A 17397-nucleotide genomic window follows, 5' to 3' on the forward strand; every position below is an offset into this window, starting at 1 on the left:
GCAACACTTCGGGGGATTTTCACTGCAAAGAATCCCGTGAGCGAAAACGCAAACGCGCCGTTGCCTGCCAACGCGCCCTGGATCGTCATGAAGTTCGGCGGCACCTCCGTGGCCACCGCCGCACGCTGGCGCAATATCCTCGAGCTGGCCGCCAGCCGCCGCGCCGAAGGTGCGCGCGTGCTGATCGTGGTCTCGGCCCTGTCCGGTATCACCGATGGCCTGAAACAGCTTTGCACGCACACGGATTCGAAACGCCGCTCGGACGCGGCCGCCGCCCTGGCCGATCGCCACCATGACCTGCTCGCGGAGATGTCGCTGGCGCTGCCGGATACCCTCGGCGCACGCCTGGCGGACCTTGCCGGCCTGGCGGAAGCGGGCGCGGCGGAGTTGGGTGAGCTGGCCTGGCAGGCACGCGTGCAGGCGCATGGCGAGCTGATGTCCAGTGCGCTGGGTGCGGCTTTCCTCAGCGCGAACGGCTTGCCGACCGCCTGGCTGGATGCCCGCGAGTGCCTGCACTCGATCGCCCTGCCGAACCAGAACGAGCGCACGCGCCTGCTCTCGGCGATGGTCGAACCCCATCACGACCCGGTCCTGTCCGCTGCCCTGGCGGCGCGTGGCGAGGTCTTCATCACCCAGGGTTTCATCGCCCGGGATGACGCTGGCCGCACCGTTCTGCTCGGTCGCGGCGGCTCGGACACCTCGGCCGCGTACTTCGGTGCCCTGCTGGCCGCCTTGCGCGTGGAAATCTGGACCGACGTGGCGGGCATGTTCAGTGCTAATCCCCGCCAGGTGGCCGGAGCCCGGCTGCTCCAGCGTCTCGATTACGAAGAGGCCCAGGAAATCGCCTCCACGGGCGCGAAGGTGCTGCATCCGCGCTGCCTGTCGCCGCTGCGCGAACCCCGCGTGCCGTTGCTGATCAAGGACACCAACCGGCCCGAACTCGAAGGCACGTCGATCGGTCCCGAGGTGCGCGAGCACGCGCCGAGCATCAAGGCGATCAGCGCGCGCAAGGGCATCACCCTGGTGTCGATGGAATCGGTCGGCATGTGGCAGCAGGTCGGCTTCCTCGCCGATGTGTTCGACGCGTTCAAGCGCCATGGCCTGTCGGTCGACCTCATCGGTTCGGCCGAGACCAACGTCACCGTGTCGCTGGATCCCACCGAAAACCTGCTCGACTCCGACGCGATCGCCGCGTTGGCGGCGGACCTGGCGCGCGTGTGCCGGGTGAAGGTCATCGCCCCCTGTGCGGCGATCACCCTGGTCGGCCGCGGCATGCGTTCTATGTTGCACAAGCTGTCCGGTGTGCTCGCCGAGTTCGGCCAGTTGCGCGTCCACCTGATTTCCCAATCGTCGAACAACCTCAACATCACCTTCGTTGTCGACGAAGACGTCGTCGACGACATGCTGCCGCGGTTGCACGAATTGCTGATCGGTGCGGGTGCCCTGCGCACGGACGACAGCATGGTGTTCGGTCCGTCCTGGCAGACGCTTTACGGCGCCGGCGATCCGGTGCTCCCGGCCGCTGCCTGGTGGCAGGGCGAGCGCACGAAACTCGTGCAGCTCGCCGAAGAACGCACGCCGCGCTACGTCTATCACCTGCCGACCGTGCGTGCGCAAGCGCGTCGCGTGAAATCGCTCCGCGCCGTGGATCGCGCGCACTACGCGGTGAAGGCGAACACGCACCCGGGCATCCTCAAGGTATTGGCCGAGGAAGGCTTCGCCTTCGAATGTGTGTCGCCCGGTGAACTCGCGGCGGTGTCGGCCGCGGTGCCAGATAACGTGCCGCTGCTGTTCACGCCCAACTTCGCCGCGCGCCGTGATTTCGAAGTCGCGCTGAAGACGCGGGCGACGATCACGATCGACGCCCTGCATCCCATCGAGCACTGGGGCGAGATGTTCGCCGGCCGCGACATCATGCTGCGCGTGGATCTGGGTCGTGGCCTCGGCCACCACGACAAGGTGAAAACCGGCGGCACCGGCAGCAAGTTCGGCGTTCCCATCGAGCATCTGGACCGCTTCCTGCGCCTGGCCGACGCGGCCGGTGCACGGGTGATCGGACTGCACGCGCACCTGGGTTCGGGCATCCTCGACGCCGCTCACTGGGGCGAGGTCTATTCGCAGCTCGCCTCGCTGGCCGAGCGCATCGGGACCATCCGCGTGCTCAACATCGGCGGCGGTCTCGGTGTGCCCTCGCACCCCGGCGAGACGGCGCTCGATATGGCAGCGCTCGACCGCGTCCTGACTTCGGTGCGCCAGGCCTACCCGCAGTTCGAATTGTGGATGGAGCCTGGTCGCTACCTCGTCGCGGATGCCGGCGTGTTGCTGGCCAGGGTCACCCAGGAGAAGGAGAAGGGCGCAGGCATGCGCTACCTCGGCCTGGATACCGGCATGAACAGCCTCATCCGTCCGGCGCTGTACGACGCCTGGCACGAAATCACCAACCTGAGCCGCTACGGTGAAGCCGCCACCACGATGTATCAGGTGGTCGGACCCATTTGCGAATCAGGCGATATCCTCGGTTCGGACAGGCGTCTGCCCGAGTCGAAGGAGGATGATGTGATCCTCGTGGCGCAGGGCGGTGCCTACGGTGCCGCGATGGCCTCCCGCTACAACCTGCGTGACGAAGCCGACGAGGTGCTCCTGCCGTGACCGATGTGACCAATAAGGATGTGCCCATCGATCCGCGCGAAAGCGAGCGCTTCCGCTTCGTTCGCCACGCGTTTTCCGATGGTGTGGCCGAGCTCGTCTATGCCTTCGATGACGGCCCGGAACTGATCGAGCGTGTGACCTTCCCCGGTGCCCCTGTGGTGCCGGCGGAACGTGAGGCTGCGTTCGCCGCGGCTCTTCGCCTGCTCCATCTCGTTGCGGGTGTCAGCTACTACAAGGCAGGTATTCCAGGCACGATCGTCGTCGAAGGCGAATCGCTCGACGAAGACAGCGCCTCGATGCTCGACGCGCTGTACCTTCACGGCCTCGCCGAGTTCGCCTATCGCAATCGGCTCGACCTGCGCTCGCGTATCGCTTTTCCATTCGAGGACAAGGTGACCGTGCGCGCGCCGGCGATTGGCTTGCCGCATCGTTCGCTGCTGCCGATCGGCGGCGGCAAGGATTCGGTGGTCGCCGTCGAAGCGGTGAAATCCATCGGCGCCGATGCGACGGCAACCTGGGTGGGCAACTCGCCGCTCATCGCCGAATGCGCCGCGCGCACGGGACTGTCGACGCTGAACATCTCGCGCGAACTCGCGCCGGGCCTGTTCGAGCTCAATCGCCTCGGTGCGTGGAATGGCCACATACCCGTCACCGCGATCAACTCGGTGATCCTCACCGTCGCCGCGGTGCTTTACGGCTACGACTCGGTGGTGTTCGCGAACGAGCGCTCGGCGTCCGTGGCGACCCTCGAATACGAGGGCCAGGAAGTGAACCACCAGTGGAGCAAGGGCTTCGGTTTCGAGAAGACCCTGCACGACTACATCCATACGCATGTCGCTGCCGACCTCGACTATTGCTCGCTGCTGCGCCCCTGGTCGGAGCTGGCTGTGACCAGCGCGTTCGCCCGTCTTGGTGGCGCGTACTTCGACGTGTTCTCCAGCTGCAATCGCAATTTCCGCATCCTCGGCCCGAAGCCGGCGGATCGTTGGTGTGGGCAGTGCCCGAAATGCCATTTCGTTTTCCTCGCACTTGCGCCGTTCATGGCCAAGCCGCGGCTTGTCTCGATCTTCGGGCGCAACCTGCTCGATGACGACGCGCTCGCCGGCGCGTTCGATGCGCTCCTGGAATACAAGGATCACAAGCCCTTCGAGTGCGTGGGCGAGGGTGCGGAAGCCCGCGCCGCGCTCGCCTCGCTTGCCGAGCGTCCGGAGTGGCGTGAAGACGCGCTCGTCGCGCGTTTCCGCCGTGAAATCCTGCCGCAGCTGTACAACGAGGAGCTCGCGCTCGAGCCGTGGTTGAAGCCAGGGGCGTCGCATCTGGTGCCGCAGCGTCTGATCGGAGCGCTGGATGCGTTGGGCTGATCTCGCCGGACGACGCGTCGCCGTCTGGGGTTTTGGCCGTGAAGGCCGTGCTGCGTTGAATGCGCTGGCGCGGCATCTGCCGGGTCAGTCCGTCGATTTGTACTGCGCCGCCGATGAAGTCGATGCGGCGCGTGGCGCTTTTCCGTCGGTGGTCGTTCGCGATGCCGCGCCAGATGCCGACGCGCTCGCCGGCTACGAGGTCGTGATCAAGTCGCCGGGAATCTCGGCGTACAAGCCGGAGCTGCTCGACGCTCAAACACGCGGCACGCGGTTCACTTCCGGTACCGCGCTGTGGTTCGCCGGGCACCCCAATGCGAACACCATCGCTGTCACGGGCACCAAGGGCAAGAGCACGACCTCGGCGTTGATCGCCCATCTCGCTCGCTCCCTTGGTGTACGTACGGCGCTCGTCGGTAACATCGGTCTCCCCTTGCTCGAGCTGGACGACGAAACGGCAGATCTGTGGGTCATCGAGTTGTCGAGCTTTCAGACGGGCGAAGCATCGGGCGTGAGCCTCGGTGTCGTGACCAGCCTGTACGAAGAACATCTGGACTGGCACGGCTCGCGCGAGCGCTATATCGACGACAAGCTCAAGCTGCTGGCTTCGTCGGCGACGGTGCTGGTCAATGCGATGCAGCCTGCGTTGCTGGCCCGAGCGGCCGATCATCCTGCACGGCATACCTTCGGCGACACGGCACATTGGCACGTTGCCGACGGCTGGATTCGTCGCGGCACGGAAGACGTCATTCGTGCCGATCGCGTGTCGGCGCCCGGGCTGCACAATGCGATCAACGCCTGCGCGGCCCTGGCTGCCCTCGAGATCGTGGGGCTGGACGCTCGTGCGGCTGCACCCGCCTTGTCGAGTTTTGTTCCCCTGCCGCATCGCCTGCAGCCTCTTGGCAAGCGCGACGGCCTCGACTGGATCAACGATTCGATAAGTACGACGCCACTTGCGAGCCTCGCTGCGTTGGAAACCGTCGGCACCGTGCGTGCGGCGTTGATCGTTGGTGGTCACGACCGTGGACTCGACTGGACACCGTTCGTCGAAGCGATGCGCGTGCACGCGCCCGAGGCGATCGTCTGCCAGGGGCGCAATGGGCCGCGTATCGCCGATGCACTCGAGGCAGCAGGCGTGCCCAACGTCTATCGCGCGCTTGATCTCGCCGCTGCCGTAGGGGCTGCCCGTGATGCTCTACGCGGTGATGGTGTTGTTGTGCTCTCGCCCGGTGCGCCGAGCTTCGATCAGTTTCGTGATTACGCGGAGCGCGGCAAGCGCTTTGCCGAGCTGGCCGGCTTTGACACCGAAGCGGCGCATATTCTTGGTCTCGGCGCCGGCTGATTGCTTGTCGAGCGCGCCCCAATATATCTCGGTGCATAGCGAGACTTTGTTATCGCCGCAGGTTTTTTGTAGGAGCCGATTCATCGGCGATGGGTGCCAGCGATCACGACAGATCCAAGCGACAACAGCAGGTCGTAACGATCAGTCCCGCGTGGCACTCAACAACGTTCCCACCACAGCCGCCAGCGCCGCATACAGCTCCGGCGGCACATCCTCACGCAACCGGACGGCTGCGAGCAACGTCGCAATCTGCGGATCCAGCTGCGGTGCCAGGCCAAGGGCCTGCGCGCGCTCCAGCATCGATTTCACGCCCGCGGCGTCGATCCGCTGGTTGCTGCCGTTGCTGGTGGGTGAGGCCAGACGAAGCGTCACGCTGCGTCGGGGTGACGGAAGGGACTGGGTCATGCGCGTGCTTCGAGCAGGACCGCGCTGTACGCGCTGGTCGGGACGGGAAGGCCGTGCATGCACGCAAAATGATCGAGCTGCAGGCCGCTCTTTTCCAGCTGCCGGCGCAACGACATGAATTCGGTTTCCAGGCGCGACACGGTCTCGCCGTGCTGGGCCCACAGGCGCACCGAAACGCGCGGCACGCGGAGCTGGATTTCACCCTGTACGGCGCCGAGCGTCGGCGGGTCGATGGCGAAGCCCACGGTCCACATGCCGTCGGGCTCGGACACGCTCGGCTTGCCTTCTTCAATGCGCAGTTGCAGCACGTCGTAGCCGCGTACACCCGCCAGCGGAATTTCGATCATCCAAAGGCCCGACTGCGGCTGGGATTCCAGTTGGCCGATCTCGACGCGGGAGATCGCCGCGCGCACGTCGCCACGCAACTGGGTGACCAGTTCGTCCACATTCTCTTCGGTCACCTGAAGCTCGGCCAGTCCCGTGGCGCGTGGCTGGGGGAACAAAGCACGCTGCGCCAGCGGCGGCGGTGTGTCGTTGAGCGGGCGCGCAGGCACCGAGCCGTCGCCGGGACGGACAGCGGCGCGCGTGGCGGGAAGGTCGGCGAGGGTGCGACGAAGGGCGAGCAAGGCGGCCTTGAAGTCGTCGGCGGCCGGGGTCTCTTCTTTCGGTTCGGCAAGATGCGCTTCGAGGAAGGCACCGCTCTTGGCGATGGCTTCCTTCATGCCGAGCGGTGTGCTGACGTCGTCCGGATTGCTGATCGCTGCCTCGAGCGTGGCCAGGGCGGCGCGGAGGGGCGCAGGAAGGGTCCGGGCGATCGGCCGGCTGGCCAGGGCGGAAAGGACGCCCAGCAGCTGGGCGTACCCGTTCTGCAGGGGCAGCCGCTCGCGCAGGCCCTGCATGGCGACTTGCTCATCCACCTTGCCGGGCAGCACTTCCAGCTGGGGCTGGGTGCCCTGGGTCAATACCTTGACCAGGAATTGTTGGGGCAGGGAGGTCCCGGCCGCGTCGGCCTCGACCGTCAGGCCGCCAATGTCGAGGAGGAGCTTGCCGATGTCGGTCTGGCCCATGATTCGGGCCGTAAGCAGGGTACCCACGCGCCAGGTATCCGCCGCAGCGGTGGTGCCCGCTGCCGCGCCCGCCCAAAGCTGGGCAGCGATACTGGTCGGCTGGATGATCAAGGGCAGGTCCTCCCGAGGGCCTGGGCGAGTCCGGCTGGGCGCGCTCCTGTGCTTAGGGAATCGGCCGCACCCGTAAGAACTTTAGGGGGCGGCCGATGGCCTCACGCTGGACCGGTCATTGCTTGATGCCGATCTCGACGAGTAGCGACTGCACCACCTTTTCCGTCGGTCCTACTTCCTGGAGGACCAGGTGCCCCGTGTAGTACCTCCCCTGAGGAAGATCGGGATTGTCCAAGGCGAGGTATTCAATGCATAGAACACTTTCGCCTGAGTTGTCGGCTGCTCCACCTTTGGTAACGGCGGAATGGTTTATGCCGAAGGCCGCTTCGCCTGCCCAGGTCAGTGTTCCTCTGAGCTTGAGGGAGTATTTGCGGCCATTGTCATCGACGACCGTCGTGCTGAGCAGGGTAGGCGCTGGAGGGGAGGCGGCCAACGATGTTGGACCTTCATCGTTGGAGATCGCGAGGTAACCCGGACGGGAGCCGATTCCTGGTGTGGCTGGCGATATATGGAGAACGGGCTTCTTCCCATCTACAAATTGAGCCGTGATCCGTGGGATGTCGAGCGAAAGCGTTGGGAACTCCACGGCAGATGCTTCATCGTCGCCGCCATGCAGGGCAACTTTGAGCACGATCCGCAATTCGGTCTTGGTGCCGAGTCCGTTGAGGTAGACGTAAGGAAGCGTAACGCTCAGTCCCGCACTGACTTCATCCTTCGTGACGGTTCTTGGCGAAGGAAACAGGTCCAGGTCATTTTTGGAACCATTCTGCTTCGTTCCCTGGCAGCGTAACCAGATGCGCTGACCTTCCTGGATAGTGGGCCACGCCGCTACGGTAAGTTTGCCGCCGTTCTTTATGTCCCGGCAGTCGAGCGCATTGCGCGCGAGGACCTCGGCAAGCACCGGGCGAGGAAGGTTCGCGATGTTTGCGGTGCTGCCAGACGGTGGTGGCTTTGGGTCGGCAACGGGAGCGGGCTTCGGTGCCACAGCCGGTTTTGGGGTTGGAACCGGAGATGGTGCGGGTTTCGGCGTCGGAGCCAGCGGAGTGTCCGGAGCCGCGTGCGTAGCATCCACCTCAAGCCGAATCGACTCCCGCACCCTCGGCACCTGCCAGCCCATCAGCTGGACGGTGGCGTGTCCTTGATACGTTCCGAACGGAAGCTTTCGGTTGTGTTCGGCCCTGACGACAGCGCGCAGTGTGGTGGAGCTCAGGTGGTCACGGTCAGTCACCTCCGAGGGTCGGTCCCAAGCGGTATCCTCACCGAACCCATTGCCTATAAACACACGGCGACCTAGGCGACAACGGAGGGTCTGCTTCTTTCCGTTGGCGTCCACGACCTGGACGTTGAGGTATTCCGCGGTCCCGTTCAACGAGAGGGACGTGGGTCCTTCCTTGGCAGACGTCGCGACATAGGCGTAGTCACAAGACAACAACGGATCGGGATAGGATATCCATTCGGACACCTCTTCCATCCGCACACGCAGCGTGGCGCATCGCGGAAGGTCGAACGTCAACCCAGGGAAGGTTTCCGCGTCGGCTTCATTGTCGCTTCCGGAAAGGCCAACCTTCAGGACGATTCGTAACTGTGCGAAGTCGCCGAGTTTGTCGAGGTCGCTGAGCGGTATCGTGACGCGCACGCCGTCCTTGACCTCTTGTTCGGTGATGACCTCGGGCGGCGTGCGAAGGGTGAGCTCTTCCCGGCTGTCATCAGCCTTCGTTCCCTGGCAGCGCATCCAGATGGCTTGTCCCTTCTGGATATACGCCCACGGTTTGACGGTAATGATGGCGCCGTCCGGAGCATCGCGTCGGTCCAGGGCGTTCTTTACCAGATCCGGCGTTACGCAGGGTCTCGGGTAGCTGGATATCAGCAACTGTGCAGCTGTCGGTAACTTGACGGGCGTCGAGGGCGATGTGGTCGGTTCCTCGCCGAAGACCTTGTAGGAGACCTCAAGCGATTCGCCGGCGTGACTGGCGATCATCGCCGGCTCGATGGGAATATTGACCCCTTTCCCGTTCCATGACTGTGCCGGCATATCGACGATGCTTCCATCGGCCATCTTGTAGCTGACGATCACAGCGCTGTTTCCCGGCAGGCGGGGTTGCGGCGCGATGGCGACGTAGATGCCGATCTTACCGACGATGACACGCGGCGCGGCGAACGTCAGCGGGCGTGGTTCGTCGCTCCCGAGGCCGAGAACGGCTAGGGGCTCCGCGTCCGACTTCCGAAGCGCTCGCACCGCGTCGGCAAAATCAGTGCCGCCATCATCTGCGGTGTAATCCACCGTAAGAAGGATATCTTCCAATAGCCAGGTGTCGTCACGCTTCAGAATGCCCAGGAGTTCTTCCCGATCACCCGGGAAGGAGAGGGTCCAGTTCGAGATGGCGCCCGTGCCCTCGAAGGGGAGGTAGCGGTCATCACCGAACAGCAGGCTGAAGAGGCCACTGTAGCCGTCGATATCCACAATCGGCTTGGTTGTGGATACGGCGACCCTCTGTTGATGGCGCAGGTTGCCCTTGACCGAGTTGCTCTTCGCCTCACTGTCGCCGTAAAGCTGCTTTGCTCCTTCGATATCCGGCTCGAAGAGAAGATCGTTTCGGGTCTGTGTCAGCACGGCTGCGATACTCCGCACCTCATTGGAGGTGGCGAACTTGAACGACACCGATACGTTGACGATCTGGCGCAGGTAGTGGCCGGGGAAATCGGCGTCGTAGAGTGCGGAGGGCAGTTGGAACGTAATCTCGCCATCGCGCTCTATTTTCGAACCCAGCGTGGCTGACTTGATCTTCATGATGTCGACAAGCGACACGGATTTGCGGATATGCATGCGCCGCTGCCGCCCGCGCAGGTAAGCCGCTTCCATCTCGAGAAGATCACGCTGCAAGGCGTCGCCGGCGAGCATGCCCCTCCAGTTGTCCATCCACGCACCGGGTTTGATGAAGCGTCGGGAGAACTGACCGGTTTCATACTGCCAACCGTCCTGCGCGGCCAGGCAGAGCGACATGACCGCGTCGTAAGCCGCGGCATAGATGTCGGAGAGACGCGCGATCATCCAGATGTAGGTGGGGCCGATCGCAAACCCCGTAGTCATGAAGGTGTATTCCTCTCGCATGACCGCCTGCCTGGCTTTCTCGTTAGCGACCGTGATGGTTGCCGCACGAATCTCGATATCCTGCTTCGCCAGCTGCCGATCGATGACGGCGATTTCGTCGGTGGCCAAAGCAGCTTCGTGTATCCAGCTGGCCATCTCTCGGTCGAACTCGGCCTGCCAGCGAAGCTCGTCGCTGATGAAAGCCATGGTGTCCGATGCTAACTCCAGGACCTTCTCAGCACTTGCTGCGAAGGCGGAAGGCTCGGCATTGCCGTTAGAGGTGCCGAATATACGGGGAATGACTTTAATCGCAGCTTTGGCTAACTCCGCGACGGCCTCGCCGCCCTTTAGCCCGGGTACGGTGGCCGCTATGATGGACGCATAAATTTCAGCCGCGTTGCGGCCCGTATCGTATAGCTCCACATGGTAGGCCCGCCGATGCTCGATCACACGCTTGCTGGCTAACAACGTCTCGCGCTCGGCACGTGCGCCCGCCAGCGCCTCCATATTCAGTTTGAGTGTGAAGTCGGAGAGCTTGATCAGATTGGCTTGCTGCAGCACGCCAAGTCCCGCGTTGTATTCTTCCTCGTAGTTATGGAATACCTGTCGACCCATGTCGATCAGCTGCGCGACAGCCTCCTTGGCAATCGGCAGGACGTGCTTGAATCGATAGGGCGGGACGTCGGTTGGCGCCTCACGCCTGGAGCCCGAAAGCATGCCTGTGCGCCCGTTGCCGAGCGCGTCGAAGTCGTCGGCTTCGTCGTAGAGAGCAAGGTCCATCCGTTTGCCGTCGATCGTCAGCCCGTGCCGTAAATTGAACAGCCGGTTCTTTAGCAGGTCGCGCGCATCCGTCAGCGCCACGTTGACTGGCGGGAGGAAGTCCGACCTGCGGGCGCTCGAAAGCGTGGGCAGGGCGGCTGGCGGTACGGTCAACTGCTCGGGCAAGGGACCGATGAGGCGAAGGGCCTTGCGGTAGCAATGGGTCGCTTCGTTGACGTCGTCGCGCGTGAGTTGCCGGTAGAAGTCGTCGCCCTCCTGCCGCCAGGAATCTATCAGGAACATGAAGGCGGCCTTGCGGTAGCGCTCGGGGTCGGCGTAGGCCAGTTCGTCCACATCCTGCGTCAGCAACTTCTCGTTCACGGCAAGGGCAGGGCGCAGGTCTGCCAGTGGGCGGTCCCGCCAGAACGGAGGCCGTGATGCTGTCAGGTCCCCCGCGCTGTCGTAGGGATCGAACAGGTGGCGCGTGCACCATTGGAACGCTTCACGAAAATGGCGCGTGCTGCGAAGCTGCCAGGCAACCAGCATGGGGACATGAAAGAAAAGTTCCCAGAAGTACAGGCCGTTGGCGCCGCCGAAGTCGAGGCGGTCGGGTTTATCGCCCGGTTGTAGGCGAGGTTCGATGAGGTTCTGGGTATCCCAGTCGATAAGCCGATGGCTCGACTGGGTGGCAAGCGCCGCAAAACGCATGCCGAGCAGCGTATTGAGACGAATGGCGTCGACGGGAAGTTTGCGAGCGCCGACGCGGGCCTTCGCATTGACTTCCGACATGTCCAAGTAGTGGACCTGGTGAATGTTCTGAATGAGTTTCGTGCTTGGAATGGCGTCGTCCGCATCCGATTCACTGTCCGCATCGGACTCGCCGTCTTTCTTTGCCCGGCGCGCCGCTTCCTTGTCCTTCAATTTGAAGGTTCGGATAATCGTGCCGAGGGCCTCGGTATCGTCCTCGGCGTAGACATCGAGCTCGAACGTGTATTCCGTGACATCCAGGTTCACTGGATACTGCACACTTACAGCGCGCGACATATCGTCGCCATTAAGTGTGACTACCATCTCCGCCAAGACGTTGTCCTCAAGCGTGGTGGAGGCCATGAATCGGTTATAGGTATCCGGGAATTCGCGCTTGAGTCGGATGACATGCTCGACATTGATGTCGGCAGGTATCGTCAGGTCGGTCCGTGGGAAGATCCTCGCCTCGTAGACGATTCGCCGACTGGCAACGGCATTCTTCGAATTGTCGACCTTGAAATAGACAGGAACGCGCTGGGAAAAAAAATAGCTATGATCCACAGCGTAGTGACTGACAGCCGGAGGCGGATGAAGCACCTCATCGCTAACGTATGGATCGACGGCGATACGAGAACGGAACGTCGCGAAGTCCTCAGGACTATCTGCCGCGAATTTGGGCAGCCCTGCGAGGCAATGCCTGGCGAGGACGCGCTCGTCTTCCGCAGACAACTTGATCTTTCGCGCGCTCGCCTTGTCCATGCCGCCTCGCAAAACCAGGCGTGCCCGGCCGAACTTTGCTTCCGCAGTCAGTGCCTCGGAAGTTGGCTGCCCTGAGGCCTGGAAAGTCGAGGTCTGTGGATCACAATCTGTGAAAAAATCGATCGACATGCCTTCATTGCGTTGGATGCTTAGTTTCGCCGTACTCAGATCCACATCGGGAGAAATCGATGCGGTATGTGTAATGGACGCGTCGTCTGTCTTTAAATCGAAGATCACTTCTTCTGCTGGTCTGGCGCGTACACCGTCGTTTATAAGCGCACTGTCAACAACGTACACGAATTCCATCCTGCCGCACTCTTTTTTGCAGGACTCGTCTGGATACTCGGCGGTTATGTCAAAAGTTACTGCAGTTAACGCGTGATCTTTGGACTCACGGGCGACCGTTGTCGTTGCCGATAATTTGCAGAGCACTTTCTTCGTTTCGTCTGCAAGTGTTGCGGTGAGCTTTCGCGAAATAGGAAGGGTCGAGCGCAAAAGAAATGTGTCGAAGTTCGAACGAAGTGCGCCTTCATTATCTGAGAAAATTTTTAAGAAACATAGCGCGATAGCAACGATACCTTTGATATCGCCCTTATTAATTCTCATTTTATCAATGGACGAAGGATGGATAGTGTTGGTGACGAAATTGCCTTCGCCAGTTCTCAGGCTAAGCCTCATTGCGACGCCTATGATGTCAGCAGGAGGGCCGCCATCGGCAGTGTTCCACTTGAAGGTGATATCGAGGGGCGCCGTCTGTTTATCGCTCTTGGCGTTGCTCAGGTCGGCTTTCACCGTGATGTGACAAGTCGCGCCGTCGTTGCGAGCGACTTTGGGATAGACCCCTTCGAAAGTGAGTATCGTCTCCTCGCCCCCCGTCGAGGCCGCGCTAGTCGAAGCCTCGCCATAGTCTTGCCATACGCCATCGAAGCCCGCGGTCAGCTCGATGAAGTCTTTGTCCTCCGGTAGCGTGGCTTCGAGCAATCCAGTCCCCAGTTTGTCCTGCGTGAGGTGGCAGCGAAGCCCCTGCCGACTTGCCGCCTCCGCGTTACTGATCGCATAGAGCGCCTTTTTGGGTCGTTGCTCGTCGAGGACCATGAGCTTGCCGATGTACTGATGCTGCACGACGCGCGGGTCTTTGAACAACGTATGCCATTCGGTGACCAAGGCCGTCTCGATAGGCTTCTTGGCAATATTGCTGTCCAGCTGCTTTTCTTCGAGAAGGAGCAGGTCCCGCGATGCGATGAAGTAGCCTTTGTTCAGTTCCCATGCGACCGATGAGCTCCACCAGTTGTTCGCCTGGAACAGAACGACGGTCAGCCAAGGGTCTTTCTGGCGATGCCCTTTCGCATTGACCATGACGACCAGGCCGGGCGCAAATTTCTGGGTCTTCAGGAAAGCGTTGCCCTTGGCCGATAACGCCGCTTTGTCTAGATCCAGGGGTGCTTCCTGATCGGGCGCAGGGGTGTTGTCCCTGAAATTACCGTTCTCATCCCGCCCATCCAGATTGATGAGCACGTTGGACGGGCTCCACAGTCCGTCCAGTTGCTGGTAGCAGTAGCAGGCACGAGTCGCAACGAACGGGCTGACTTTCTGGTCCTTGCCCATGGGTATGCCGGTTGTATCGCGCTCAACCCACACCACGTATCGCCTGCCGTCGATGACGACAGGGCGGATGGTGTCGACGTTTGGGCGTAGTTCCTCGGGAACGTTCTTGGTCGCCGCTGGCGGCAGCGGTGTGGTGGCGATGACGCCGTTCAGGGGAACGGAAATCTCTTCCCAAGGGGTGAAGCCCAGCATGCTCGCGGCGTCGTTGGCATCGCGCAGCGACATGTCCAGTGTGCACCAATAGTATTGGGGAGGCGATACGTTGGACTTGCCGATGAAGTGGTAGGTGTCTTTCAAGGGATCGACGCCATCGTGGTAGGCGCTGATGGGTTGAGTGTTGCAGTTGGCCTCGACCGTGGTCATGTAGGTGAGGATCGCCGCTTCGATGTCGTCGCCGCTGAATTTACCCTGGGCGAGGAGGCTCTGGAGATCGGAAAAGGCTTTCGTCGCCCGGCGTCGACGCGTGGGATCGATGCGGTTTTCGGGGTAGTTCTTCAGTTGGCGCAGTAGCCGCCAACGGCCGTACTGGCTTTGCGATTCGTTCCATGTGTCGCGCAGCGCGTCGGTGATTGCCTCGTTGGCATCATGGCCCGGTTCCAGCCCCGTCAGCATCCGATGGATATACGTCTGCAGGCTGGCCATCGTCGAGGCCACCCAGGAGGTGACCGGTTCGGGTCCAATCATTACGTCGGTCAGGAGGTGATCCGACAGGGCTTCGGCGTCGTTGATGTGACCTAGTCCAGGTTGGTTCGGAACCCAGCTATGCAGCATCCAGGCGACGAGGGCGTCTCGCCATCCTTCGCCGTGGATGCCTTCCACGGTCGCGGCATCCTCCTCGGAGCATGCCGCGCTGAACGCCGTCGCCGCTGTTTCGAAGGCGGCGTATTGGGTCGATGACTTCAGGGCGTTGAGGTCGTACAAGGCATCGATGGATAGACCGGTGGTGAGTGCCAGCTCACGCAAACGCATGGCGAGGTCGATGTCGCGGAGATCTTCCAGTGTGTTCGGTACGGTCTTACTTTCGATTCGACGCGCAATCGTCTGGATGTCGCTCTTTGGCCACCCGGTGACTCGGGCGAGCATGTCCGTGGTCTGTGCCGAGGTGAGGGATCGGTTCTCGCGCACCTGACGGAAATAGTCGATGGCGCGGTCTTCCCCGCTATCCGCCGGCAAGCTCGCCAGCCAGTCGCGGTAGCGGCTGATCTGGTAGAGGGTCGTGAAGTCGAGCAGCCTAATGCTGTCGCCGTCTTCGCTACTGAGGTTGAAGATCGCCGGATCGTCGATCATGGCGGCGAGCGCCACGGCACTGAGGCCGAAGAGTTGTGCGACCGCAGCGTGCCGTTCGAGATCCGTCCACAGGCGGAAGTCGTCCGGCCCGAGGCATGCGGCGACGTTCAGAGATCCGTCCGGTGCCGCGATGGTCTTCGGCGACGTGCTGAGCGCCCGTAGTCTTTCGACCTGCTGTTCCAGAGTGTGGCCGCTCCACGTGAGCAAATGCGGTGCAAGTGCAGGATCCTTCAGTTGGAGGCCGTACTGAATCATCGCGCTGACAATGTCGTCGTCGTTTCCTTTTTCTTTGCGGCCGGCGAGCGTGGTGGCTGCTCGGCTCATCGCGTCGATTCGCCGCGCATCAGGTCGTGTCGGCGTAGGGATGAGCAGGGGAAGGCACAAGACGTCGGCTCTACGACGGTGCTTCGCCGCCCATTCCGCAGCGTTCATGACGAGGGCGATAACGTCGAGCGCATCCGTGTGCGTATAGAGGGCGTCAGCGTGCGCCTGAAAAGCGTCCTCGCGTACGTTTTGTTCCAGTTCGTTGAGAAAGGAACCCAGGCCCGAACCGTCAGCAATGAAGGTCTCCGTGCTGAGGTCCGATAATGCGTCGCCGACGGGGGTCGCGTTCGCGTCCAGTGTGGGCTGGCCGGCGAGCTGTTCGAAAATCTTGGGATTTTCTCGGTTCAATGCCGTGAGAAGAACCACCGCTTCTTGCGACTTCAGGCCGAGCAGGCGTGGAAGTACGATCAAGCGATAGCACGCCGAGACCACCGGCAGGCTGCGTGTGAGGCCGGGTTTTTTCTGTGTCTCATCGACACGCTCGAGCGCCCAGCGAACCATGGATTCATCGGCCCTCAGCGCCTGGCTGAGCTGGCGAACGGCGAGAGCGTCGGCCTCGGTCTTGCCCGCGGGATCGAAGGGGGTGTCGTCGATCGTGAAGACCGATTCGGAATCGTCGCTCGGGTCGATGTCGGAGGGATTGAACAGGGTGTCGTAGAAGGGCCGCTCCCTTCCGCATGCTGACACCGGCATATTGCCGATGAACGTGGCGAACTGTTCGGCGGTGACTGCGTACTTCTCGCGAAGGTGCTGGAAGAGGCCGAACGCGCGCAGCGTGGTGGCGGTCAGCTTGAGCTGCTTATCGTCTCCTTCGGCGCGGACTTCGGCGCGCGACGCCGTCGTCACCAGGACATCGATGTCCGAGAACGAGAGCTTCGTGGCATGGTGCAGACGAAGCACGCGCAGGATCCGATCGACATGTTCGTTCGCGAGACCCTCGATGCGGATCGGCTTGTTCTCGTCATCGTCCGTGTAGCGCAGATAGAGTGCTTCGCCACCATGGTTGATGAAAGCCGCCCCGAAATCGGTACCCGTGACGGGAGGCTCCTTGGTCGTCACGAAGCTGCTGCGCTTGACGCCAGCCTGACGATCCACGGTGCCGTCGTCGCGTGCCTTGCCGGGCTGGTACACCCCGAGCAACTGGCGCAGCTCTTTGCGACTAAGCCCCAACCTCTGACGAAACGTGTCGGCGACACCCAGGTGAGCGATGGCGGGCGTCGGCTCCTCATCAGGAGTGTCGGGATAGGACGGGGAGGTCGGAAGAAGCGCCGTCGTGACATCGTCGTTGTTCGAGAGGGGCGCTACGAGCAGGGCTTGCATGTCCGGCGAGAAGCCGCTGCTCAACGTCATTGCGCAGCGCAGCGAGGTCGAGGTGACGTTGCCGAAGGTGAAGTTGGGGAAATCGGCGTCGGACCTGCGCACGACGTCCCAGATGGATAGCTTGCGCTGTTTGAGAACGGCCTTGACCTTCGCCCAGGCAAAATGGAAGGGTAGGGAGGCTGGATACGCTGCGCGCGCAATGGCTTCGCGCAGGGAAGGTTGGGGTGGCGACGCGCTCTTGCGGATCGTCTCCTCCAGGCGATCGATGGCAAATCGCAGCGCGGGAAACGTCTTTTTCAGTGAGCGCTCGTCCATCGGCATGCTGCCAATGTCCGAACGACGCTGGGCGAGCAGCTGGGCGCGGGACGTATCGGCACCGGCTTCGAGCGTCGTGGCGAGTTCGTAGAGGTCGTTGGCGTAGGCGAACGGCGCCGTATTGTCGTTCAGGGATCCTGGCTGGACGGTCTTGGGCCAGCCGAACAGGCCCATGTAATTGGCCGCGTTGCCGAGGTTGATCGGCGGTTCGCGCTCCGGCTTCGGAGCCATGATCGTTTGATCAGACATGTTGTCTTCCTT

Annotated in this window: 6 protein-coding genes; 3 read left to right on the top strand and 3 right to left on the bottom strand. The window is 62.3% G+C overall.

The window, feature by feature from the left end:
• Positions 1 to 36 precede the first annotated feature (36 nt).
• Genes HB634_RS11150 through murD form a run of 3 tightly spaced genes read left to right on the top strand, consistent with a single transcriptional unit; the run spans position 37 to position 5349 of the window.
• Positions 37 to 2649: a bifunctional aspartate kinase/diaminopimelate decarboxylase gene (locus HB634_RS11150; RefSeq protein WP_345777485.1), complete on the top strand. Its 2613-nt coding sequence runs from the start codon at positions 37 to 39 to the stop codon at positions 2647 to 2649.
• Complete coding sequence (gene murL, locus HB634_RS11155; RefSeq protein WP_345777486.1) at positions 2646 to 4010, top strand: UDP-N-acetyl-alpha-D-muramoyl-L-alanyl-L-glutamate epimerase; 1365 nt, start codon at positions 2646 to 2648, stop codon at positions 4008 to 4010. The genes HB634_RS11150 and murL overlap by 4 nt, the downstream gene beginning before the upstream one ends.
• A complete protein-coding gene (murD, locus tag HB634_RS11160; protein ID WP_213948635.1) occupies positions 3997 to 5349 on the top strand; it encodes a UDP-N-acetylmuramoyl-L-alanine--D-glutamate ligase in 1353 nt (450 codons plus the stop codon). Before murL ends, murD begins: the two co-directional genes overlap by 14 nt.
• Positions 5350 to 5490: 141 nt before the next feature.
• On the opposite strand, the gene HB634_RS11165 is transcribed toward murD, so the two are convergent.
• From HB634_RS11165 to HB634_RS11175, 3 genes are all read right to left on the bottom strand, one after another.
• The gene (locus tag HB634_RS11165) at positions 5491 to 5754 is read right to left on the bottom strand and encodes a flagellar biosynthesis protein (RefSeq protein WP_213948636.1); all 264 of its coding nucleotides are present in this window, start codon (positions 5752 to 5754) and stop codon (positions 5491 to 5493) included.
• Positions 5751 to 6932 carry a flagellar hook-length control protein FliK gene (locus HB634_RS11170; protein WP_063574152.1) on the bottom strand — a complete coding sequence of 394 codons (1182 nt, stop codon included), beginning with the start codon at positions 6930 to 6932 and terminating at the stop codon, positions 5751 to 5753. The genes HB634_RS11165 and HB634_RS11170 overlap by 4 nt, the downstream gene beginning before the upstream one ends.
• Before the next feature lie 115 nt (positions 6933 to 7047).
• Positions 7048 to 17385: a neuraminidase-like domain-containing protein gene (locus HB634_RS11175; protein WP_213948637.1), complete on the bottom strand. Its 10338-nt coding sequence runs from the start codon at positions 17383 to 17385 to the stop codon at positions 7048 to 7050.
• Between the last annotated feature and the right edge of the window lie 12 nt (positions 17386 to 17397).

The sequence above is a fragment of the Luteibacter sp. dw_328 genome (assembly GCF_018449605.1).
Lineage (GTDB): Bacteria > Pseudomonadota > Gammaproteobacteria > Xanthomonadales > Rhodanobacteraceae > Luteibacter.

What these genes read in the sequence shown, in the direction of transcription:
- HB634_RS11165 (WP_213948636.1), bottom strand. Translation starts at nt 5,754, where the DNA reads ATGACCCAGTCCCTTCCGTCACCCCGACGCAGCGTGACGCTTCGTCTG.
- murD (WP_213948635.1), top strand. Translation starts at nt 3,997, where the DNA reads ATGCGTTGGGCTGATCTCGCCGGACGACGCGTCGCCGTCTGGGGTTTT.
- HB634_RS11175 (WP_213948637.1), bottom strand. Translation starts at nt 17,385, where the DNA reads ATGTCTGATCAAACGATCATGGCTCCGAAGCCGGAGCGCGAACCGCCG.